Origin of the sequence: Mycobacterium paraffinicum, assembly GCF_001907675.1 — a bacterium.
GTDB classification, from domain to species: Bacteria; Actinomycetota; Actinomycetes; order Mycobacteriales; family Mycobacteriaceae; genus Mycobacterium; species Mycobacterium paraffinicum_A.
In genome coordinates this window covers 1-21,232 of sequence record NZ_MPNT01000034.1, presented here as the reverse complement: position 1 = coordinate 21,232, position 21,232 = coordinate 1, and the positions used below count along the sequence as shown (strand labels likewise).

The following is a 21,232-nucleotide window of genomic DNA, read 5'->3' as shown; positions in this document are numbered from 1 at the left end:
GGGTGGACACCCAATGACGACACCTTCGGGCGTCATCTCCATCATCGCTGGGTTCGTACACGGGCGGCAGCACGATTCTGCCGGATTGCGCGGTCGGGGGTCAGGGCTGGGACAACAACAGCAGCACCCGGCCCGTGGGCGGGGGTGCGGGAAACGCCTCCTCGTCGAAGCCGTAGTACTTGCGCTGGTCGGCGGTGACGGCATCGATCACCTTGCCGGTGGCCGTCAGGTCGCCGTTGTGAACACGCGACATCATGCCCTTGAAGTCCGCGACCGCCATCGAATCGGCGAGCAGCAGCGCCTCACCGCCGGTGGTCAGCGCCACCAGCACGCCGGCCCCCGCGTAGTTGTTGCCGCCGCGGCCCCGGCCCTGCGGCGCCCAGTAGACGGGCGCCGCAGCTACGGCGCCTTTCACGCGGCGATATTCGCCCGGATGCTGCGCGTCGTCGATGGTGACGACCGGCAGGGCCGCGATCGTCCGTTGCTCCTTGACCCAGAGCACACCCAACGGGACGCAGACGATGGCGTACATCAAGAGCACCAAGGCCAGCACGGGCTTCCAGGCGATTTCCCAGCCGAGTCGGCGTGGCGAGATCGCCAGGCCGCGCAGTTGCGTGTCGAGCTGGCGACGGCCGAATCGAAAGACGTACCAAGCCAATACGCGCGCCAGCGCCATGACCGCGAGGATCGTCAGGCCGACCATGCCGCACACCCGCCAGTAGAACGTGCTGTCGCCCTGATTGGCGGTGGCCGCCCACATGACGGCGGGGATCGGGGCGGTGATCAACAACAGCAGCGCGTACGACGGGTGACTGGTCAGATAGGGGTAGGTCACGCGCCACGCGGAGTTACCGCCGTAGACGGTCACCGGCCCGACGTCCGCGTGCACCGTCGGGGTCCACGACCCCTGCACCACCCGCGGCCGCACGAGCGAGCGGACGAAGAAGAATCCGAAGACCAGCGACACCACGAGCGCTCCCCAGAAGGTTCCGTCGAGCCGTTCGCCGGTGCCGGGCACGCCCAGCGCGCCGTGGATGTCGATCACCCTGCCGACGAAGAACGTCAACGGCATCACGAAGAAGAACTCGGTCAGCCAGATCTGGATTAGCTGAGGAATGCGCGAGCCCAGCCGGTCGAACGCAAGTACACGTTGCCAGAAAAAGCGCAGCACGCCCATGACCTGCGACCATAGCGATCGTGGGCGATAGCGGCAATAGCGTCGGCACCTGGTGAAGCGGTTTGCCTGTCTCGATAGCTTCAGACGCAGCCCACGCCGATGTCGACCGAAACCTGGGTTGCCGTGACCAATCGAGACTGGTCGGAGGCGAGCCGGGCGACCGCGTCGGCGAATCGTAGGGAACGCTCGGCGGCAACGGCCCGGTGATATCGACCGCGATGATGTCGGCACCTTCGGCGGCCAGGCGCACGGCGTGCGCCCCCCTTGCCCCGCGCTGCGCCGGTGATCGGCGCACCTTTCCCGAAATAGATTGACTCATAGGCTTTTCGGCGCAGCTCGGCGTGTGCGCCCGGTTACGCTCGCCGCGGCCCCGGGGCGGGGCATTTCCCTGTTCTGAATTCGACTCGGCGAGCGTAGCGTCGAGCTGACGCTGCCGGACAGCCGAAAGGAAAGATCATGACCAACGTTGTCGACGCAGGTCCGCGGCAGGTAAGCCGGTCGGTCGAAGTGGCGGCGCCGGCCGCCGAGCTGTATGCGATGGCCGCCGACCCGCGGCGACACAGCGAATTGGACGGGTCGGGCACCGTGCGTGCCAACGTCAAAGTTCCCGCGGAACTGGCTGTGGGATCGAAGTTTTCGACCAGCATGAAGATGTACGGCCTGCCGTATCGGATCACCAGCACGGTGACCGCGCTCAAACCCAACGAACTGATCGAATGGCGTCATCCGCTGGGGCACCGCTGGCGGTGGGAGTTCGAGGCGCTCTCGCCGACCCGGACGCGGGTTACCGAGACGTTCGACTACAGCCAGGCCGGGGCGGTCAAGAATGCGCTGAACTACTACAAGCTGATCGGTGCGGTGAAGGGGAATGCCGAAGGCATCGAGGCGACGCTGGCTCAGTTGCGGGATCGCTACGCCGGATAACGGTTGTCCGGGCGGGTGAACAAAATCGGAGGCCCGCTCGTGGCTGCTCTGTGGACGAAATCGAATCGTCGGTGACCACCCGCACCCCGGCCCCCGTCGCCGCCGGTTCCCGCGTGGCGCCGTCGTTGACGCTGTCGGGCCAGCTGATCAGCCGGTACGGGTTGGTCGTCGTCCTGGCCTGGATCGGGTTCGGGAAGTACGTGAAAATGGAATCCCGTGTACTGATTGAGAACAGCCCGCTGATGAGCTGGATCTACGACATGCTGAGCGTCGCCACCGTCGGACACCTGCTGGGCACCATGGAAATCGCCGCCGCAGTTCTGATCGCCCTGAGACCGGTGTGGCCGCGCGCGTCGGCGGTCGGCAGTGCGCTGGCGGTGGTGCTGTTCCTCGGCACGGTGAGCTTCCTGTTCACCACGCCGGGGGTGGTCGCGACTCACGCGGATGGCATCCCGGTGCTGTCGGCGCTACCGGGCCAGTTCCTGCTCAAAGACCTGGTGCTGATCGGCGTCGCGCTGTGGACTTGGGGTGATTCGCTGGGCGCACGAACAGCGCCCCGCTGATCACTGCCTTCGCCGAGGCCAGCGTGGCGGCGTAGGCGTCGGCGTCCAGGGTGGCCGCGCGCTCGGTGAGACCGCGTGCCAGCGCATGGACCGCGTCGGCGGCGGCCCCGGGGTCGGTGCCCGGCGGCAGTGCACCATCAGTCCGGGCGTCGCGAAGGATCTCAATGATGATGCGGCGCAATGCCGTTAGCCCGAGATACTTCGGCCGGCCGCGAACGGGATGCTCCGTGCTCTCTGTGCGCACCGCGCGATCGAACGCGGCCAGGTGCGGTTGCTCGCGCATCATCCGGCTCGCCTCATCGAGCACCGCCGTGAGCCGATCGACCACGTCGTCGGCCTGGGCGGCCGCGTCCCGCAACCGCGGGACGGCGATCCGCTCGATATCCTCGACCGCCGCGCCCAGCAATTGGGACTTGTTGGGGAAGTAGTGGTACAGGCTGCCGCTCGTCATGTCGGCGGCGCGGGCGATCTCGCGAATCGTGGTGCGGGAGTAGCCCATGTCGGCCACACATCGCATTGCCGCCGCGATGATCCGCGCGCGGGTCTGCTCACCGTCGGCGCCCACCGGGCGCCCCAATTGTGCGGGCGGGACGCTCATGCGGGAAGGCGCCCGCCGCAGCCCGGTCCCTCACGCACCGCGCACCTCCGCAGGAAGCCTCGAACTAATCGATCACTCGATTATATTCGACCATGTCAGGCACCGAGAGCCGGCGGACGGGACGCGCGAGTGGGGAGATTGCGGTGACGCGGGGACGCCCCGTCGGCGCCAGCGGTGAGGAGACCCGCCAGCGGATCATCGTGGCCACGATGCGCTGCGTGGCGACGGTAGGCTACTCGCGAGCCACGATTCGCGAGATCGCCCGCACCGCGGACGTCACCAGTGCCAGCCTGTACAACTACTTCCCGAACAAGGCCGAGCTGATCAAGGCCGCGATCGCCGCGCGTACCGATGTCGCATTACCACGGCTGCGCGCGGCCGCCACCCGGTCCGGGAGCGCGGTCGACCGCATCGAGGCGGTACTCGACGAATCGGGTCGGCTCATGCGCGAGTACCCCGACCTCGCCGCCTTCGAGTGGGTGATCCGCGCCGAAGGCGCGGTGGGCCCCGATCCACATGTCCACGGGGGCACGGGGTTTCAGGCCTTCCGCGACATCATCGAGGGCATCGTCGACGACGGCTACCGGCGGGGCGAGCTGTCGCAGGCTTCCGATCGGGACAGCGTCGTCGAGGCCGTCTACGCGCTGATCTACGGGTTGGTCGAGCTGGCGGCGACGTCGCCGCCGCGCGATTACCACGCCGCGCTGGACGCGGCCAAGAAAATGATCAGGGGAACCTTGTTCGCCGCGGGCAAGCGGGGGTAGCCGCCGGCGGGCGAGGGTAGCCGCGGGCGGGCGCCGCAACACCTTGATATGATCAAGCGATTGATTATATAGTCGGGCCACGAGAGGATCGGGCCTTGACTGAAACCGTTGGCGCGACATTCGACGTCGACGCGCTGCGACGCAAGTACGCCGAAGAGCGCGCGCGCCGATTGCGGCCCGACGGCATCGCGCAGTACGTGGAGGCGGCGGGGGCGTTCGCCCGCTTCGCCGACGACCCCTGGGTGGACGGTGAATTCACGCGCGAGCCGCTGACCGACGAGGTCGATGTCGCGGTCATCGGCGCCGGCTTCGGCGGGCTCCTGACGGGGGTGCGGCTGCGCCAGCTCGGCGTCGACAGCGTGCGGCTCATCGATCGGGCGGCCGACGTGGGCGGGACGTGGTACTGGAACCGCTACCCGGGGATCGCCTGCGACGTCGAGTCGTATGTATACATGCCGCTGTTGGAGGAGCTCGGCTATGTCCCGACCGAGAAGTACGCCAAGGGTCCGGAGATCTTCGCCCATTGCCAGCGAATCGCGCGGCACTACGACCTGTATCGCGACGCATGCCTGCGGACCGACGTGCAGGAGATCCGCTGGGACGCACAGGAGTCGCGGTGGGTCATCCGCACGAACCGTGGCGACGAGATGCGGGCCAGGTTCGTGTCCATGGCCAACGGCTACCAGGCCAAGCCCAAGCTGCCGGGGATCGAGGGCCTCGGCGCGTTTCGCGGGCACGCCTTCCATACCAGCCGGTGGGACTACGCCTACACCGGCGAGAGCCTGGAGAATTTGGCCGGCAAGCGGGTCGGCATCATCGGCACCGGCGCCACGGCGATCCAGTGCGTCCCCCACCTCGCCGCGGCGGCGCAGCGGCTCTACGTCTTCCAGCGGACGCCGTCGTCGGTCGACGTCCGCGCGAACCGCGCCACGGATGCGCAGTGGGCCAACACGTTACGGCCCGGCTGGCAGCGTCGGCGCATCGAAAACTTTCAGATCCTGACCGCCGGCGGCCAAGCCGACGAAGACCTGGTCGCCGACGCCTGGACAAGCATCACGCGCAAGCTTCCCGTGATGCGCCATGACGGGGATGGCGTCGTGGATCCGGCGCAACGTGGCCGCGACATCGAGATCGCGGACTTCGCCAAGATGGAGGAGATCCGGGCGCGAGTCGACGAGCTCGTCACCGATCCGGCCACCGCCGAGGCGCTCAAACCGTGGTACGGCTATTTCTGCAAACGCCCCTGTTTCCACGACGACTACCTGCAGACGTTCAACCGCGACAACGTCACGCTGGTCGACACCCGCGGCCGCGGGGTCCAGCGCATCACCGAGTCGGGAGTGGTGGTCGACGGCGTGCGATACGAGCTCGACTGTCTGATCTTCGCAACGGGTTTCGAGGTGGGCACCGACTACTGCCGCTGCACCGGGTTCGAGTTGATCGGCCGTGACGGGGTCTCGCTGACCGACCACTGGGCCGACGGTGTGCGCACGTTCCAGGGCCTGTGCACGACGGGGTTTCCCAACTGCTTCATCGAGAGCATCGCCCAGGCGGGGCTGACGGTGAACTTCCCCTACCTGCTCGACGTGCAGGCCACGCACGCCGCGTGGATCATCGCCTGGGCGCTCGAGCACGGCGTCGACGAAATCGAGGCCACGCCCGACGCCGAGTCCGCCTGGGTGGACACGGTTGTCACACGGTCGGCCGCCAGCGCCGAGCGCGCCCAGACGTGCACCCCCGGCTACTACAACCGTGAGGGCAAGGCGGACACCAAGACTCGTCAAGGCAGCTTCTTCTTCGGCGCACCCACCGAGTATGCCGACATGTTGCGGGCGTGGCGGACGAGCGGTGGCCTCGAGGGCTACCTGATTCGCGGCGGGACGGCCGGGACGTGACGAGTGCGCGGGCGTGCTGGCACTACGGCGTCGGCCGGCTGCGGGCGGCGACTCTGCGCCGGCGCCCGCCCCGGGTGGCGATCATCGGCGCGGGATTCGGCGGCCTCGGCGCCGCGGTCGCGCTGCGCCGGGCCGGCCTCGACGATCTGGTGATCATCGAAGCCGACGACGGCGTCGGAGGCACCTGGCGGCGCAACACTTATCCCGGCGCCGCGTGCGACATCCAAAGCCACCTCTACTCGTTCTCCTTCGCGCCCAACAAAACGTGGAGCCGTACCTATGCGCGGCAACCCGAGATACTGGCCTACCTCGAATCGGTGGCCGACGATTTCGATCTGCGCCGGCACCTCATGCTGGGCACCCGGGTGCGCTCGGTTCGCTGGAACGACGGGAGTTGGGAATGCCAGCTCGACCGGGCGGGGCACACCGCCGGCCTGACGGCGGATGTGGTCGTGTGCGCGGTCGGATTGTTCGGTGCCCCAAAGCTTCCCGACATCGCAGGCTTGAGCGACTTCTCCGGCGCGCTGATGCACACCGCACGATGGGATCACCACGCCGATCTTGCGGGCAAGCACGTGGCGGTCATTGGCACCGGCGCGAGCGGGGTGCAGGCGGTCCCCGAACTGGCCAAGGTCGCCGACCGCGTCAGCGTCTTCCAACGCACACCGCCGTGGATGGTGCCCAAGGATGACCGTCCTTACAGCGCCGCCGAATTGGCGCGATTCCGCCGCAACCCGTTGGCCGTACGCCGCACCCGCTGGCAGATCTGGAAGTTTCAGCACGACAACACCGCGACCTTCGCCGACGACCCCGTCGTCACGTCGCGCACGCGGATCGCGACGTCATTCCTGGAGCGCACCGTCGACGACGAGCGGCTGCGCCGGGCGTTGACGCCGGACTATCCGTTTCGCTGCAAGCGCGTGCTGCTGGGTGATGAGTTCTACCGGGCGTTGCAACGTGACAATGTCGAGTTGGTCACCGACCCCATCGAGCGGATCGACGCGTCCGCCGTGCTGACCAAGGCGGGGCGGAGGGTCGACGTCGACGCGATCGTGCTGGCCACGGGGTTCGAGACGTCCCGCTATCTGTCGGGCATCGACGTCATCGGGCCCGGCGGACGCCGCCTGCACGAGCGTTGGGGCGACGACCCGACCGCGTACCTGGGCGTCGCGGTCAGCGGCTTCCCGAACTTTTTCATGCTTTATGGCCCCAACACCAACCAGGGCGGCAACTCGATCGTCTACATCCTCGAGGCCGGCGCGCGACTGGTCACCAGCGCGGTCAGCAGGGTGGCGCGCAAGGGCGGCTACGTCGACGTCCGTCCCGAAGCCGAAAAACGCTACAACGATGCGCTTTCCGCGGATCTGGAGCGCACCATCTGGACGCGGTGCGACAGCTATTTCCGTTCGCCCACCGGCCGGATCGTCACCCAATGGCCGTACACCGAGCTGGAGTACGCCCGGCGGACCTGGCGGCTGAGACGGCGCGACTGGTCGCACCGCACCGGCAACCAGCCGGCGCCGTTAGCGCATGCCGAAATCGATGACTCCCCGGATCAGCCGGCCGGCGGTCAAATCGGCGTAGGCGTCGTTGATGTCGTCGAGCCGGTAGCGTTTGGTGATCATCTCGTCGAGGAGTAACCGACCCGACTCGTAGAGCGTGGCCAGCAGGGCGATGTCGCTTCTGGGGTTGCAGGCCCCGAACACCGTGCCGCACAACGTCTTGTTCATCAGGATGAAGTCTTGCAGCGCGACGGCGATCGAGTCCGTCGCCGGCGCGGGCAGGCCGGTCAGCACGCAAGTGCCGCCCTTGCGGGTGAGCGCCAGCGCCGCCCCGACGTCGGCCTCACCGATCACGGCGGGGGACACCACGACCGCGTCCGCCATCACGCCGCGGGTCAGGTCGCGCACCAGTTCGAGCGCGTCCGTCGCCGTCGCTGCGGTGTGGGTGGCGCCGAATTTCGTTGCGGAGGTGCGCTTGTAGTCGCTCGGATCGACGGCGACGATCCGGGCCGCTCCGCTGATGCGGGCGCCCTGAACGGCCGCGGTGCCGATTCCGCCGGTCCCGATCACCACCACCGTGTCGCCGCCCCGTACCCCCGCACGCCGGGCGGCCGAGCCATAGCCGGTGGGAACCGCGCACGCCAACAGCGCGGCGGGCACCAGCGGAAAGTCCGGGGCGATCTTGATGAGCGAATCCGCCGCCACCACAGTGTGTTCGGCGAACGCGCCGATCTTGGAGACGTGGCCGAGGTCTCGCCCGTCGATCGTGTGATGGCGAAAGGTGCCGTCCGTCGGCATACCTGGCGTCAAAGTCCCCGACCCCGTGTCGCACAGGTACTCCATCCCCGAGGCGCACCACCTGCATCGGCCGCACACCGCGACGAAGGATGTCACCACGTGGTCGCCCGGCGCAAACCCGGCGACGCCCGCCCCGACCTCCACCACCACACCGGAACCCTCATGCCCGCCGATCGTCGGCGACATGGTCGGTAATCCGAGAGCCCGCAACGTCTCTGGCGGTGGGGCCAGCTTGCCCCGCCGGATGTGTTCGTCGGAGTGGCAGAGCCCGGTGGCGGCAAGTTGCACCAGGACCTCGCCGGCCTTCGGCGGGTCCAGCTCGAACTCCTCGACCGACCACGGACTGCCGTAGTCGTAGAGGATGGCAGCGCGGCTTCGCATCGACCGGTGCCGCCTTCCTGCCGGGAGCTCACACCGGCATAAATACTATCAATTGATTGATTACCGGACGGGATCCGCGGCCACCTCGATGTCGCCGGCCGCGGCCGCGGCCCGCAATTGGTGGAAATCGTCGAGCGACTTATCCGCGTACGCGTAACACCACTCGGCAACCGCGTCGTGCACGGAGGCGCTGGTGCCGACGTAGCCGCGCAGCAACGACGCATTCGCGCTTTGCGAATGCGCCCGCGCCAACAGCACCGCGCAGGCCGTGACGTAGTCGCGGAAAGTGGCGGCTCCCATGCCCTCCGTCTCGACCGTGCCCTTCATGTCGTGGAACTGACGGACGTAGTAATCGCGGCCGTCCTTGCGCGTGGCGCCGAGGAATACGTCGGACATCGCCTGCAGCATTCGCTGGCCGTCGACCACGCGCATGCCCTGGCCCCCGGCCTCGACGGCGGCCCCCAGCGTGTCGGGCTGGGGCCAACCGCCGTATTCGTCGAGCACCGATCGGTTCGCTTCCTTGATCTGCAGGATCAACGGGGTGCGGTTGGGACCGACCAGGATGACCAAGTAGCACCGGGTGCCGACGCTGCCGACGCCGACCACCCGCAGCGCCATATCGGTGACGCGGAAGTGCGACAGCAGCAGCGCGACGTCCGCGGGCACGGTGGTCAGATACTCCTGTATGGATTCCGTCAGCACGGCTTCGATGTCCTCGTCGACGTGCCGCAAGACCGGCGCGTCCTCCCGTAGCCGCGGCGTGCCGTCGGCGCCAATCTCGGTGAGCTGTTTGAAGACTCGCGCCGACGTCCTGCTGCGCGCCCGGGATGCCGTCCTCTGCATCACGTCGACCAGGCCCTTGGACACCTGTGCCTTGTCCCGCTCCGGTTCGACCCGCAGGTAGTAGCGGTCCAACACGTTCATCGCGAGCGTCGCCCGCAGGCTGGTTTGATAGCCGACCAGCGCCTGCTCGACGCAACGGCGGATGGCTTTTGCGCGATAACCCGCGTGGCGGCCGCCGACGATCGCGCTGGTGATCAGGCGCTTGACGTCCCATTCCGCCGGAGCGACGGCCGCCTCGTCGAAGTCGTTCAGGTCGAACACTATTGAGCGGTGCGGCGCCGCATACATGCCGAAGTTGGACACGTGGGCGTCACCGCAGCACATCACTTCGATGCCGCTCGACGGGCTGGCGCCCAGGTCGGCCGCCATGACCGCCGCCGACCCGCGGTAGAACGAGAACGGGTCGGTGAGCATTCGCGCGAACCGCAGTGGCACGAGATCGCCTAGACGCCCAGTGTTTTGAGCGACCAGGATTTCGGTTGCGGAGCGGCCGGACAAAGTCAGCTGTGCCAGGGTGCGCCGCGGGACGGTCTTGCGCAGCGCCCGGCCGCGCGCCACGTCCCTGTCAGGCTCTTCCAGATCGATCAGGCGTTCACGCAGCACCCGTTGCGGCATCGGCTCAGCATAGGCAGCGGTGCCGCGACCGCGGTCGGCTTTGACGCTCCGATCGCGTGCACTTATTTTCAGGCTGATTCTCACCGCTGCACCCGGGTGGGCCGATCGTTAACATGCTTAAAAAGTTTGGCTCCAACGAACCTGGCTGGGCCATTGCCGCGGGAGGACGCCTGGATGCTGGACGCGCGTCCGACACTCCCGCTGTTGCGGGTCGACTGGCTCACAGTCCTCGGTGTTGTGGCCGTCGTCGTTGCGGCCGGGGTGATCGCGGTCAAGTACGCCTCCCCCCAGGGGGCCAACCGGATCCTCAACGTCTCCTACGATCCGACGCGCGAGCTGTACGCCGCCGTCGATCGGGCGTTCGTCGCCGAATACCGCGCACGCTCCGGAATCACCCTCGACATCAAGGAGTCTCACGGTGGATCGGGGCGGCAGCTGCGCAGCGTCCTGGACGGCAGCCAACGAGCCAGCGTGGTGTCGCTGGCGTTGATCAGCGACATCGACACGCTGAGCAAGCGGGGGCTGGTCGCGGCCGACTGGCAGCGGCGGTTGCCGAATCATTCGGTGCCCTACACCTCGACCATCGTCTTCGTCGTCCGCAAGGGCAATCCCAAGGGCGTCCACGACTGGGCTGACCTGATCAAGAGTGACGTGTCCGTGGTGACGCCCAACCCGCGCAGCTCGGGCAACGGCCAGCTCAGCGTGCTGGCGGCCTGGGGTTCGGTCACCACCCGCGGCGGCGGCCACGCCCAGGCGGCCGACTACGTGCGGACGCTGTTGCGGCACGTAGCCGTCTCCGATGCCGGCGCCCGGAGCGCCGGCGACAGCTTCACCCTGGCGAGGGTAGGCGACGTGCAGCTCACATGGGAGAACGAAGCGCTGCGCGAGGTCACGGCCAACAAGGACGAACTCGAGCTCGTCTATCCGCCGGTCAGCATCCTTGCCGAGCCCGCGGTCGCGTGGGTGGACGCCAACGTCACGGACGCGAAGACGGCCGGCTACGCGAAGGCCTACCTCGACTACCTGTTCACCGACGCGGGGCAAGAGCAGGTGGCGCAGTACGGCTATCGGCCGTTCAAGCCGGAAATCCTTGCCCGACACGCGGATCGGCTGCCGCCGCTGGCCCTCTTCCCGATCGGCGCCATAGCCAAGGACTGGGCCGACGCGCGAGAACAGTTCTTCGGCACCAACGGAATCCTCGACGCGATCTCCGCGCCGCCGGGCGCGGTGTCGGGAACCTAGCGGAAGACCGGCGCGGTGGCCATCGCCTTCAATTACGACCTGGTGAAGGGTCGGCACGACCTGATCGCCGGGCTCACCGTCGCCGCGATTTCGTTTCCCCAGGCGATGGCCTACGCGCTGATCGCCGGGGTGGATCCCCGGTTCGGTGTGTATTCGGCGATCGTCGTGACGATCGCCGCTTCGGTCTTCGGGTCGTCGTCGCATCTGATCAACGGGCCGACGAGCGCCATCTCGCTGCTGGTGTTCACGGCACTGGCGTTCATCGACCCGGAGAACGCGACCGAACTGTTCGAGGGGCTGTTCCTGTTGGCCGTGCTGGTGGGGGCGTTCCAGATCGTGATCAGCTTGTTCAAGCTGGGCAATCTGACCCGCTACATATCCGAGTCGGTGATCATCGGCTTCATGGCGGCAGCAGCGTTTCTGCTGGCCATCGGCCAGCTGGGCAACGCGCTCGGCGTGCGGGACAAGGGCAACGGCCACATGCAGGTTCTGCGTCGCGTGTGGCTGACGTTGACGCACGGTGACCACATCAACTACCGGGCCCTGACGCTGAGCGCCGCGGCGGTGGTGCTGGCCGTGGTTCTGCGGAAGCTGGTGCAGCGCTATCGGTGGCCGCAGATCGACATGCTCGCCGTGCTGATCGTCACCGCATTGATCGCGTATTTGGCGGGCTGGTCGGTTCCGGGCTCGAACGGACATACCGCCGTCGCGGTCGCCGCCAAGATCCCGCGCAGCCTGCCCACCGTGCACGTCCCCGAGGTGCACACCGGCTGGCTGCCGCACTTGTCGTCGGGCGCGCTGGCGATCGCCTTCGTCGGCATCATCGAGGCGCTCTCGATCGCCAAAGCCATTGCCTATCAAACCAACCAGCAGATCGACTACAACCGGCAGATCATGGCCGAAGGCCTGGCCAACCTTGCCGGCGGCTTCTTTCAAAGCCTGCCGGGCTCGGGTTCGCTGTCGCGGTCGGCCATCAACTTCCAGGCCGGAGCCCGTACGCGGTTCTCTGGAATCGTCTCGGCCGCAACGGTGGCCGCGGCGCTGCTGTTGTTCGCACCGCTGCTGCGGTACGTCCCGCAGGCGGCGCTGGCCGGGCTGCTATTGGTGACCGCGGCGCGGCTGGTCGACTTCAGGCGCCTGGTCTACACGCTCAAGGCGTCGAAGTACGACGCCGGGTTGGTCGTCGTCACCGCGTTCACCGGCGTGGCGATCGATCTGGACAAATCGGTGCTGCTCGGTGTCGTCCTGTCGATCCTGCTGTTCGTGCCGCGCGCGGCGAAGCTGAAGGCGCGCGAACTCGTCGTCACGCCGGAACGCGTTGTGCGCGAACGTATTCCCGGAGACTCGGTGGATCCCTCGATCGTCATCTACGACCTTGAGGGTGAGTTGTTCTTCGGCGCCGCGCCGGAGCTGGATCGCTACCTTTCCGAGATCAGCCGACGGGTCGCTGACGAAGGCATCAGGTTCGTGGTGGTGCGGCTGAAACGGGTGCGGCATCCCGACGTCGTCTGCATCGAACGCATCGAGCATTTCCTGCGCGACGAGACCGCGCGCGGCGTGACGATTCTGCTCGCCGGGGTGCGTCCGGACACGCTCGGCATGTTGCACAATGTCGGGTTCCAAAGCTGGTTCCCCGCCGAGCAGGTCTTCCCCGAGGAGGACGAGGAGTTCTCGGCCACACTCAAAGCGGTGCGCTACGCGAACCACAAGATCGACGGGCCGGCGCCGCTCACGGCGCCGGCCGAAATCGCCCCGCACCCGCAGCTCTACTACCTGGTCTGACGCCGGCGGGCTCAGCCGGCGGCGGCCGCCCGCGCCCGCTCGGTCATCGAGGCGATGACGCCGCCGTCGCTGAGGATGTCGGTGCCGGTGAGGTAGCCCGCCTTGTCACTGGCGCAGAAGGCGAGCAGTTCGGCCATCTCCTCGGCCTTGCCCCACCGCGGGACCGCGGCGTTGGTGACCATTGCGCCCGCGCCCGCCTGCTCCTCGAGCCTGCCCATCTCGGTGTCGATCGAGCCCGGTGAAACCGAGACGATGCGCAGCGCGCGCCCGTTGAACCTCTCCGCCTGCGACTGGCTGTACCACTTCACAAAGCTCTTGCTGACCGCGTAGGCGATGCCGGACCGCGCTTCCTCGGGCACGATGTCGCACGTCGTCATCAGGGCGTCCAGGAAGGCGTCGGCGTCGCGCAGCGCGAGCGGAAATTGGTCCACCGGAACCATTTCCGCGGGAAGAATGTGGGCCGCCATCGAGGCCACGTTGACGATCACGGCGCCCTCGCCGGCCGCGGCGTAGAACGCCTCGTTGACGTTGAGCGTGCCGAGCGCGTTGGTCCGCATGACATAGTCGGCGGGGCCCATGCTCGGGCTCACACCCGCGGTGTGGATGACCGAGGCGAGCGTCCCGAGACCCTGCGCCGTTTCGAGCAGGTCATCGACGGCAGCCCGGTCGGTGACGTCGCAGTCGACGGCCGTCGGCGTCATCCCGAGCGCCTCGAGCGCTGCGGCCGCCGCCTTGAGCCGGTCCTGCCTGACGTCGCAGAGGACCAGGGTGTGGTCGCGGCCGACGATCCTGGCCGTGGCCAGACCCATGCCACCCGCGCCGCCGGTGATCACCGAAACTCGATTCATACCGTGGACCGTATACGGCCGGGCGATCACTGGGCGCTAGGCGTCTGGCTCCGAATGGTGCGGGTGACCGCTGTGCCGGAGGGCCGTCCCGAAGAACGGCGCCCGCAGGGTGGCCGCCACGTAACGGCGGTAGCGGATCAGCGCGACGACCGCCACCACGGTGTAGACGGCACAGAGCAGCAGCCGGCCATGCGTCGAGGCGATCGGGAATTGCACGACGAACAAGGCCAGCAGCGTGCACGCCGCGGCGCGGTGGAACCGCAGCGCCAGCAGCAGCGCCACTCCCATCATGGTCTGGGTGGCCGTGAGGAGCACCTCTTCGATCTGACGTGAGTCCAGCTGCAGCGAGAATCCGCCGCCGCCCAGCAGGTGGGCGACCGGCAGTGACCCGATGAGCAGCGTCCATTGGTTGACCTTGGAGGAGATCAGGGTGGCGATGGCCGCCGTGCCCTTGCCGCGGGCGGCGAAGATGGTGGCGACGATGAATTCAGGGGCCTCGGACGCGAGCGGGGCCAGCCACTGGACGAGCAGGAACCGGTCGATGCCCAGCTCGGTGCCCGCGGCGACCAAGTTGTCGGCGAAGGGCTTGGCGCACAGCAGAATCACGGCGCCGGAGAGCAGGAAGAGGCCGACGACGAGGATGCGCCGCCCCCGGTCGGGCAGCTCCCCGAGGGCGGCGGCGGTCCCGATCAGATCGGGCTCTTCGACGTCGCCGTGGCTGACCTTATAGAGGTAGAACCCGAACCAGGCGAGCAGCGCCAGCCCCAACCCGAAATGAATCTGGCCGCTCGCCGGTATCGCGAAGGCGATGACGCCGGCGACCATGAGGAACCCGAGTTCGACGCGGTTGGTCGGTTGCAGCGCCAGACCGGTGGTGTTCTTCGCGCCCGCCTTGCGCGCCACGACGATGCTCACCAACACCACGACGGGCCACCCCAGACCCATCAGCAACCGGTTCGAGCCCGTCATGTTGGCCGCGGCGTATTGCGTGTACTCGGCGTTGTGGCCGGAGACGTACGCGTAGTACAGGTCGACGGCGTATTCGGGCAGCACCGCGATCAACGCGAGGATCGCCGTCGCCAGCCCACCGGAGACATCGATCTGTGCGGTCTCCGCCGCCCAGGCCAGCAAGAAGCTCGCCGAGACGACCGCCGCCCCGTAGATCAGCAGTGCGACGACCGGGTCGGGATGCAGGCCGACGATGCGGATGATCATCGCGGGGGCGACGAACGCCGCGGTGATCAAACCCGAACGAGTCAAGGTGAGACTCCGCGACCGTTCTGCCGTCGCGGTCGTGACCGCGGGCCTGTCGGTGCCGAGCATCGTCGTCTTTCGATCGGGAGGGGTGGCGATTGGAGCGGCTGCTCCCGGTGGATTAGCCGTGCCTAACGCCTCCCTAAACTACCCGTGAAGCGGGCCGCCAGCAACGCCATCGATCGGCGGCGGGTTGACGCACCGCAGCTTATCTTTGCTGGCCAGATGGGCGCGGCTGAAAAGTTAGGCTGCCCTGATTTCGAAGTTTGGCAAACCTTTCGGAGGGAAATCCGCCCCAGTGCAGTATGACGGCCCGCGAGCGGGGGAGGTAGTCACTAATTGTCCGGTCCCATGGCGGCCGCCGCGGCTTGCGCGAAAAGCTCGACGGCCTGGTTGCGGGTTAGCGACGCCAGCAGTTGTTCGGCCGCGCGCATCATGTCACCGACCATCAGCGTCGGCCCGTTGCCCAGGTTTCCGAACGCCTCGGCGATCACGTCCGTCACTGTGGCCGCGCCCGGCGGTACGTCGTCGAGCGAGCCGATCTGCCCGCGGCTGTGCTCGAGTCGCCGCAACGCGGGCGTGTCGGTCTTGCCCAGGATGAGGCCCAGGACGTCGACGCCCTTGTCGTGCAACTCGGCCCAGAGCGCTTCGGCGAACACCATGTCGAATGCCTTCGTCGCGCCGTACGCGACCATGTTGGCGCCACCGGCCAGGCCGGCCCCGGACCCGAACAACACGATGCCGCCGCGGCCCCGTTCGACCATCGGCGCGGCGAAGTGATGACACAGTTGCATCGGCACCATGCAGTTGCGCTGCACCATCGCTTCGGCGACTTCGATCGGATTGGCCAGGAACGGCTCGAAGTTGGGGTCGGCGCCCGCGCAGTACACGAGGAAGCCGACCTCCAGGTCGCTGGTGGCCCCCACGATCGCCGTCGCCGCGCCCGGTTCGGCGAGGTCGATGGCGAGGGTACGGGTGGACACCGCCGTATCGTCGCGGATCTTGGCCGCCACTTCGTCGAGGACGGCCTGCCGACGGGCGATCAGCACCACGTTGACGCCCCGCTCGGCGAGCCCGCGCGCGAATGCCGCGCCCACTCCGTCAGAGGCGCCCGCCACCAGCGCCCACGGTCCGTACCTGCCTGCGAATGACATCTAAGGGCCCCCGAATGTGGTGATGCGCACCGGGGTGAATCGGCGGCGCGCAATGCGCCAGCCGTCACCGGCCCGGACGATGTCGTCGTCGTAGAAGCCCCACGCGTTGACGCCGGATTGGTTGTCGCCGAACATGATTACCGCGTCGACATAGGTGCGGGCCGACGCGCTGTCGCCGTCGACCGTAATGGCCTGGTTGGTCAAGCGGTGCAGAGTGTGCCCCGCCATCGCGTGTGTCGTGTCCATGAACTCCGTGACGGCATCCACACCTCGCCACGAGCCGATCTCGCCGTAGTCAAGTTCGCAGTCCTCGGTGAATACGGTCCTGAACAACGACCAGTCGCGCCGGTCTATCCCGGTGGCGTAGCGCACCAGCAGCTCGCCGATGTCCTGGCGGTCATCACGTTCGGTCATGTCAGGTCTCCGTTCGGATGGACCATGATGCGCGGCGGGCCGTCGCTCAACGCCGCAGCGAGCAAAAGCATACGCCTTCTCGAATAGTCGATATAGAATCTCGAATGTCCGCTCAACTCTAAATCGTGCGGCAAAGGAGTCAAGCCATTCGCGGAGCGACGTCTGCGCCGACGGCCCGGGTGCTCGACGTGGTCGAGCTGCTGGCCCGGTCGGGGAATGCGCGGCTGCGGTTTTCCGACGTGGTACGCGAGCTCGATCTCACCCAGGCGACGGCGCACGCGATCCTGAAGACGTTGTGCGACCGCGGGTGGGCCAGCCGCGACCCGGTCGCCAAGACGTTCACCCTGGGCCCGGCGCTGGCCGTCGTGGCGGCGCGAACGGACACCGCCCGCCCGCTGGCGCACGCGGCGCGCTCCGCGGCACTGCGGTTGTCTCGCGAGGTGGGCTATGCCTGCTCCGTGGTCGAGCGGTTCGGTGATTCGTTGGTGGTCACCGCCTTTGAGGGCGAGCCCGCCGCCCAACCGTCCGGGATACCCGGCGATCGCATCCCTTACGCTCCGCCCTTCGGGGTGGCCCTCGCCGCGTGGGACGACGAGAACGGACAACGCGCATGGATCAGCCGCGGTGCGGGCGACAACCCCGATCGCATCCGGCGCCTGGAGCAGGTGCTGGCGCGCACGAGGGAGCGCGGCTTCGACGTCGACTGGACGACGCCCGCACTGGCCCAGGCCGTGCAGGTGGTCGGCACGTTGGACAGCGCTGAGATGCCGACACCCGTGCGCCACATCATGGATCAGTTGCTCGCCGAGTTCACCACCATCGGCTTCCTCTCCGACGACAACCCCGGCCGGCGCAAGCAACCCGTGGTTACCATCGCCGCACCGGTTTTCGACCACCGCCAGGTGGCACTGATGGTGGCCGTGCATCCGCTGTGCCCGCTGTCGGCGCGGCAGATCCGGCTCATCGGTAAGCACCTGACCGAGGAAACGACCGCGATCAGCGTGGCGCCGCCGCGGCCCGGCGTGATCGATCGCGCGGTCTAGGCTCCGCGTATGGAATTGCGGCAGCTGCGCTATTTCGTGGCCGTCGCCGAGGAGTTGCACTTCGGCCGCGCCGCGCAACGCGTGCACATCTCGGGACCGGCGCTCTCGCAACAGATCATCGCGCTGGAGCGCGAGCTGGGCGCCGACTTGTTCGTGCGGGACCGGCGCAGCGTCCGGCTGACCGAAGCCGGGCGCACCTTCCTTCCGGACGCGCGCCACATCCTGACGCTGGCCGACGATGCCAAGCACCGGCTCCAGCGGGCGGCGGCGCGCAGCACGCCGGTGCGCCTGGGGTACGTCAGCTGGCTGCCCGATGACATCACCGCCCTGGTGGGGTCCGCGGCGGACTTGCGCCTCGACGAATGGGTGCTGCCGTCGCACGCCCAAGCCGACCGCGTGGCCGAGGGCACCCTGGACATCGCCCTGGCGTGGGTGACCGCCGACCAGGTCAGTGAGCGTGGCTTGGTCGCGCACCTGGTGCGAACGGAGCCGCTGCGCGCGGTCCTGCCGGGCGCCAGCTCGACGGAACCCATTGCCGCACAACGGGTCAGCGTGCTCGTCGACGCCGACGAGTCGGCATGGTCGTCGTGGAACCGGTACGCCACCGAGTTCGCGGCCGCCGTCGGCGCGCGCGTCGTGCACATCGACGACGGCGGCATCACCGGGGATGCGTTTTACGCGCACGTACGCAAGGTGGGTGGGGCCGTGCTCGCGTCACCGAAGCGCCATACCGCGGCGCTGCCACCGAGTCTGGGGCAGCGTCCCGTCGCCGAACCGGTACCGCTGTGGACCTGGTCGCTGTTGCACCGCCGCGACGACGACCGCGCCAGCGTGCGTGGCGCCGTCGACGCGTTGCTGGCGATCGCGCGCACCCGCGCCTGGCCGGCCCCGCCCGCCGGGCGGTGGTGGGCCCCGGCCGGCGACCCTCACCTGCGGTGAGAAGTCTCATCGAGCACTGGTAAGAGAACGGTTCTGGACGGGCGCCCGGCGCTGCGCTTCAGTGGAATGAGCAGCGCGGAAGGCGAAAAGTCATGGCAGAGAACTACGTTGTGGATCAGCTGGCCGGATTCGTCGTCGGCGCGGAGTCGGCGGATCTGACGGGGCGGCCGCGGGCGCTGCTGAAGCGCAACGTGCTCGACAGCATCGCCTGCGCCGTCGGTTCCCTGAACGGGGAGCTGATTGCGACCATTCGCGAGCACACCGATCAATTCAGCGGCGTCCCCACCGCCACGCTGGTGGGCGGCGGACGGGCATCGGTGGACCAGGCCGCGTTCTTCAACGCGGTGTTGGTGCGGTATCCCGACCTGCTGGACACCTATCTGACTGTCGGAGGGCTCTGCCATCCGGCCGACAACTTCGGCGCGGTCTTGGCGGTCGCGGAGCACACCGGCGCCAGCGGGGCCGATTTCCTGCTGGCCCTGGCGGTCGCCTACGAGGTCCAATGCCGGTTCAGCGCCCAGGTACCCGTGATGGCGCGGGGGCTCAATCATGCGCTGCAGCTGTCGATGTCGGTCGCGGCGGGCGCGGCCAAGTTGCTCGGGTTGAGGGTCGACGCCACCGCCAACGCCATCGCGGCCGCCGCGACCGACAACGTCTCGCTGGCGACCGTGCACGCCGAGCCGGTCTCGAACTGGAAGGGCATCTCACCGGCCATCACCGGCATGCGCGCCGTCTACGCGACCATGCTGGCCGCCCGCGGCGTCACCGGGCCCAAGTCGTTGTTCGAGGGTCCGCACGGCCTGGTCCAACTCTTCGACCAGCCCATCGATCTCGTCACCACCGATCGCGGCCTTTCCTGCGTCGAGCGGACCTACCTGAAGCAGTACTGCTCACTGATCCACGGCCAGGTCGTCATCGACGCGATCTTGGCGTTGCGCGGCGAGCACGGCTTGCGCGGCGAGGACATCGCGCGGGCGACCCTCGAGGTCTTCCAGGGCGCGTATGACTTCGCCGGCGGGGGCGCCTACGGCGCCAAGGATGCCCCCCGCACCAAGGAGCAGGCCGACTACAGCCTCAAGTACCTTGCCGCGGTTGCGCTCCTCGACGGTGGGGTGGGCCCCGAACAGCTGGAAACCGAGCGGGTTCTACGCGCCGACGTGCAAGACCTGTTGACCCGCGTCGACGTCGAACCGGCCGCCGACCTGACCGCCGGCTATCCGAACCGCACCGCGGCCCGGGTCCACCTGCGGACCCGCGACGGACGCGAATTCGACCGGGAGCAAGACGATTACGAGGGCTCCCCGACCCGGCCGATGTCGTGGGTACGCGTCGTCGACAAGTTCGGATGGCTAGCCGAACCCTTCACCGGGGAGGCGCTGCGGGCCGACATCGTCGCGGCGGTCGAGCACCTCGACGAGATAACGGTCACCGAACTCACCGGCCTCCTGGGGGCGGTGAGCCCCCGCGCCCAACGGCCGCGCACCAGTCCCCGGTTCTGACGCGCCCTCTTGCGTGGTCCGCGCCCGGCAGTGCGATGATCGGCCATGCGCAAAGATCAGGGCATCAATCGGTGGGAGCTGGTTACCTGCGCGATCGCGGGACACGCCACCTATGCGCCCGAGGAGGAGGATCTCGCCGCGCGGCTGAGCGGCACCACCGGGCTTGGGGAGGTGTGGCGCTGCCTGCGGTGCGGTGAATTCACCGTCGGCGCGCCGCACGGGCGGGGACCAGCCGAAGACGCGCCGATGATCATGCGCGGCAAGGCGTTACGCCAAGCGATCATCATCCGCACGCTCGCGGTGGAACGCCTGTTCCGCGCGGTGGTGATCGCGCTCGCCGCATACGCGGTGTGGAAGTTCCGCGGCGCGCGGGGCGCCATCCAGGCTACCCTCGATCGCGACCTGCCGATCTTCCGTGCCGCCGGGTTCAAGGTCGACCAGATGACCGTCGTGCACGAACTCGAAAAGGCGCTGGCCGCCAAGCCCTCCACGCTGGCCCTGCTGACCCTGATGCTGGCCGCCTATGCGCTGCTCGAGGTGGTGGAAGGCGTCGGCCTGTGGCTGCTCAAGCGCTGGGGTGAGTACTTCGCGGTGATAGCCACGTCGGTGTTCCTGCCGCTGGAGATTCACGACCTGGCCAAGGGCATCACGATGACCCGCGTGGTCACCTTCACCATCAACGTGGCCGCCGTCATCTACCTGCTGTTCTCGAAACGCCTGTTCGGCTTGCGGGGCGGCCGCGAAGCGTACGACGAGGAACGACGCGGCGAGCAGCTGCTCGATGTCGAGAAGGCCGCCACCAGAACCTGAGGTCCGAGACCACCGCGGCTGGTAAGAACTAAAGCGATGGGCATTTATGCGGTCACCGGGTCGGCGTCCGGGATGGGCTACGAGACCGCGCAGCGGCTCAAGGCCGACGGGCACACCGTGATCGGCGTCGACATCAAGGACGCCGACATCGTCGCCGACCTGTCGACGCCGCACGGCCGCCGACAGG

Annotated in this window: 18 protein-coding genes and 3 pseudogenes; 12 read left to right on the top strand and 9 right to left on the bottom strand. The window is 68.0% G+C overall.

Annotated elements, in window-relative coordinates; genetic code table 11:
- Positions 1–100: 100 nt before the first annotated feature.
- Complete coding sequence (locus BRW65_RS25605) at positions 101–1,177, bottom strand: hypothetical protein (RefSeq protein ID WP_073879439.1); 1,077 nt, start codon at positions 1,175–1,177, stop codon at positions 101–103.
- 163 nt (positions 1,178–1,340) lie between these two features.
- Positions 1,341–1,488, bottom strand: a pseudogene (locus BRW65_RS32830) (SDR family mycofactocin-dependent oxidoreductase); the annotation flags it as partial.
- Positions 1,489–1,630: 142 nt separating this feature from the next.
- Here BRW65_RS32830 and BRW65_RS25595 point away from each other — a divergent pair.
- Together BRW65_RS25595 and BRW65_RS25590 are read left to right on the top strand one after the other, a co-directional pair.
- Positions 1,631–2,101, top strand: coding sequence for an SRPBCC family protein (locus tag BRW65_RS25595; protein WP_167374094.1), 471 nt, complete (start codon positions 1,631–1,633; stop codon positions 2,099–2,101).
- Positions 2,102–2,214: 113 nt separating this feature from the next.
- Positions 2,215–2,664 (top strand): DUF417 family protein, encoded by a 450-nt coding sequence (locus tag BRW65_RS25590; RefSeq protein ID WP_073879519.1) that lies wholly within the window; start codon positions 2,215–2,217, stop codon positions 2,662–2,664.
- On the opposite strand, the gene BRW65_RS25585 is transcribed toward BRW65_RS25590, so the two are convergent.
- Entirely contained in the window at positions 2,588–3,262 is a 675-nt protein-coding gene (locus BRW65_RS25585) for a TetR/AcrR family transcriptional regulator (RefSeq protein WP_073879435.1), read from the bottom strand. The genes BRW65_RS25590 and BRW65_RS25585 overlap by 77 nt on opposite strands.
- Positions 3,263–3,354: 92 nt before the next feature.
- Between BRW65_RS25585 and BRW65_RS25580 the strand changes: the two genes are divergently transcribed.
- From BRW65_RS25580 to BRW65_RS25570, 3 genes are all read left to right on the top strand, one after another.
- Positions 3,355–4,026 (top strand): TetR/AcrR family transcriptional regulator, encoded by a 672-nt coding sequence (locus BRW65_RS25580; RefSeq protein ID WP_432206455.1) that lies wholly within the window; start codon positions 3,355–3,357, stop codon positions 4,024–4,026.
- Positions 4,027–4,121: 95 nt separating this feature from the next.
- The gene (locus tag BRW65_RS25575) at positions 4,122–5,921 is read left to right on the top strand and encodes a flavin-containing monooxygenase (RefSeq protein ID WP_073879433.1); all 1,800 of its coding nucleotides are present in this window, start codon (positions 4,122–4,124) and stop codon (positions 5,919–5,921) included.
- Positions 5,918–7,561 carry a flavin-containing monooxygenase gene (locus tag BRW65_RS25570; RefSeq protein ID WP_073879431.1) on the top strand — a complete coding sequence of 548 codons (1,644 nt, stop codon included), beginning with the start codon at positions 5,918–5,920 and terminating at the stop codon, positions 7,559–7,561. Before BRW65_RS25575 ends, BRW65_RS25570 begins: the two co-directional genes overlap by 4 nt.
- Here BRW65_RS25570 and BRW65_RS25565 read toward each other — a convergent pair.
- Positions 7,445–8,602: a Zn-dependent alcohol dehydrogenase gene (locus tag BRW65_RS25565; RefSeq protein ID WP_073879429.1), complete on the bottom strand. Its 1,158-nt coding sequence runs from the start codon at positions 8,600–8,602 to the stop codon at positions 7,445–7,447. The genes BRW65_RS25570 and BRW65_RS25565 overlap by 117 nt on opposite strands.
- Before the next feature lie 60 nt (positions 8,603–8,662).
- On the bottom strand, positions 8,663–10,060 hold the full coding sequence (locus BRW65_RS25560) for a DUF2252 domain-containing protein (protein WP_073879427.1): 1,398 nt from the start codon (positions 10,058–10,060) through the stop codon (positions 8,663–8,665).
- Between the two features lie 174 nt (positions 10,061–10,234).
- Here BRW65_RS25560 and BRW65_RS25555 point away from each other — a divergent pair.
- Together BRW65_RS25555 and BRW65_RS25550 are read left to right on the top strand one after the other, a co-directional pair.
- Positions 10,235–11,319 (top strand): annotated as a pseudogene (locus BRW65_RS25555) (sulfate ABC transporter substrate-binding protein); the annotation flags it as partial.
- Complete coding sequence (locus BRW65_RS25550) at positions 11,318–13,084, top strand: SulP family inorganic anion transporter (protein WP_073879425.1); 1,767 nt, start codon at positions 11,318–11,320, stop codon at positions 13,082–13,084. The pseudogene BRW65_RS25555 and the gene BRW65_RS25550, both read left to right, overlap by 2 nt.
- Before the next feature lie 11 nt (positions 13,085–13,095).
- On the opposite strand, the gene BRW65_RS25545 is transcribed toward BRW65_RS25550, so the two are convergent.
- The 4 genes from BRW65_RS25545 to BRW65_RS25530 all read right to left on the bottom strand — a co-directional run bounded on the left by BRW65_RS25545 (position 13,096) and on the right by BRW65_RS25530 (position 16,754).
- Positions 13,096–13,932, bottom strand: coding sequence for an SDR family oxidoreductase (locus BRW65_RS25545; RefSeq protein ID WP_073879423.1), 837 nt, complete (start codon positions 13,930–13,932; stop codon positions 13,096–13,098).
- Between the two features lie 36 nt (positions 13,933–13,968).
- Positions 13,969–15,147, bottom strand: coding sequence for a sodium:proton exchanger (locus tag BRW65_RS25540; protein WP_244168208.1), 1,179 nt, complete (start codon positions 15,145–15,147; stop codon positions 13,969–13,971).
- Between the two features lie 374 nt (positions 15,148–15,521).
- Complete coding sequence (locus tag BRW65_RS25535) at positions 15,522–16,340, bottom strand: SDR family NAD(P)-dependent oxidoreductase (protein WP_073879419.1); 819 nt, start codon at positions 16,338–16,340, stop codon at positions 15,522–15,524.
- Entirely contained in the window at positions 16,341–16,754 is a 414-nt protein-coding gene (locus BRW65_RS25530; protein WP_073879417.1) for a nuclear transport factor 2 family protein, read from the bottom strand. It abuts the gene before it with no gap.
- Positions 16,755–16,933: 179 nt separating this feature from the next.
- Between BRW65_RS25530 and BRW65_RS25525 the strand changes: the two genes are divergently transcribed.
- The 5 genes and pseudogenes from BRW65_RS25525 to BRW65_RS32455 all read left to right on the top strand — a co-directional run.
- A complete protein-coding gene (locus BRW65_RS25525; RefSeq protein ID WP_073879415.1) occupies positions 16,934–17,797 on the top strand; it encodes a helix-turn-helix domain-containing protein in 864 nt (287 codons plus the stop codon).
- A gap of 9 nt (positions 17,798–17,806) precedes the next feature.
- Positions 17,807–18,736, top strand: coding sequence for a LysR family transcriptional regulator (locus BRW65_RS25520; protein WP_073879413.1), 930 nt, complete (start codon positions 17,807–17,809; stop codon positions 18,734–18,736).
- Between the two features lie 110 nt (positions 18,737–18,846).
- On the top strand, positions 18,847–20,235 hold the full coding sequence (locus BRW65_RS25515) for an MmgE/PrpD family protein (RefSeq protein ID WP_084187992.1): 1,389 nt from the start codon (positions 18,847–18,849) through the stop codon (positions 20,233–20,235).
- A 45-nt stretch (positions 20,236–20,280) separates the two neighbouring features.
- Positions 20,281–21,045: a DUF2127 domain-containing protein gene (locus tag BRW65_RS25510; RefSeq protein ID WP_073879408.1), complete on the top strand. Its 765-nt coding sequence runs from the start codon at positions 20,281–20,283 to the stop codon at positions 21,043–21,045.
- 36 nt (positions 21,046–21,081) lie between these two features.
- A pseudogene (locus BRW65_RS32455) lies at positions 21,082–21,232 on the top strand (SDR family oxidoreductase); the annotation flags it as partial.